At 70.8% G+C, this 627-nt stretch carries 1 protein-coding gene; it reads left to right on the top strand.

All coding sequences use genetic code 11. The annotated features are described in order from the left end of the window. A partial coding sequence (locus tag ICC28_RS40085) for an aminotransferase class I/II-fold pyridoxal phosphate-dependent enzyme (RefSeq protein WP_188293801.1) occupies nt 1-627 on the top strand: 627 nt, incomplete at both ends.

Here is a 627-nt window from a genome sequence, read left to right on the forward strand (position 1 = left end):
GCCCCTGCACGAGCTGGACCCGGAGGTGGCCGCGGCGGTCGACGCCGAGCTGGTCCGCCAGCAGTCGACGCTGGAGATGATCGCCTCGGAGAACTTCGCTCCGCTGGCCGTCATGGAGGCCCAGGGCTCGGTCCTGACCAACAAGTACGCCGAGGGCTACCCCGGCCGTCGCTACTACGGCGGCTGCGAGCACGTCGACGTCGCCGAGCAGATCGCCATCGACCGGATCAAGGACCTGTTCGGCGCCGAGTACGCCAACGTCCAGCCCCACTCCGGTGCCTCCGCCAACCAGGCCGCCCTGTTCGCGCTGGCCCAGCCCGGCGACACCATCCTCGGCCTGGACCTGGCCCACGGCGGCCACCTCACCCACGGGATGCGGCTGAACTTCTCCGGCAAGCAGTTCGACGTGGTCGCCTACCACGTCGACGACGCCGGCCTGGTCGACATGGCCGAGGTCGAACGCCTGGCCAAGGAACACCGCCCCAAGGTGATCATCGCCGGGTGGTCGGCGTACCCGCGGCAGCTGGACTTCGCCGCCTTCCGCCGCATCGCCGACGAGACCGGGGCGTACCTGTGGGTGGACATGGCCCACTTCGCCGGCCTGGTCGCGGCCGGCCTGCACCCCAA

The sequence above is a fragment of the Streptomyces sp. TRM68416 genome, from assembly GCF_014596915.1.
GTDB lineage: Bacteria > Actinomycetota > Actinomycetes > Streptomycetales > Streptomycetaceae > Streptomyces.